Origin of the sequence: Pectobacterium jejuense, from assembly GCF_026800125.1 — a bacterium.
Classification (GTDB): domain Bacteria; phylum Pseudomonadota; class Gammaproteobacteria; order Enterobacterales; family Enterobacteriaceae; genus Pectobacterium; species Pectobacterium jejuense.
The window spans coordinates 1-318 of record NZ_JAPQKX010000045.1; the positions used below are offsets into that span (position 1 = coordinate 1).

Sequence of the window (318 nt, forward strand, 5' to 3'; positions counted from 1 at the left end):
AGCCTGACCATCAAGATCACCGCCACCGACGGCAGCAACGCCTCGGTCAGCACCACCTTTGGTCTGACCGTCACCAATGTGAACGATGCCCCAGTAGTGTCCGGCACGATTGCCGCGCAGAGCATTGCACAAGGGGGCAGTCTGAATGTCACCATCCCAGCCGGCACCTTTACCGATCCGGATGGCGATACGCTGACCCTGAGCGCCACGCTGGCGGACGGCACGGCGCTGCCGAGTTGGATCACGTTCAATGCAGCTACTGGCACTTTCTCCGGCACACCGGCCAATGGGGATGTGGGCAGCCTGACCATCAAGATC

1 protein-coding gene is annotated in these 318 nt (G+C 61.6%); it reads left to right on the plus strand.

What is annotated here, in order from left to right; genetic code table 11:
- On the plus strand, positions 1-318 hold a 318-nt coding region (locus tag NXT09_RS22380; RefSeq protein WP_268581198.1), incomplete at both ends, for a putative Ig domain-containing protein.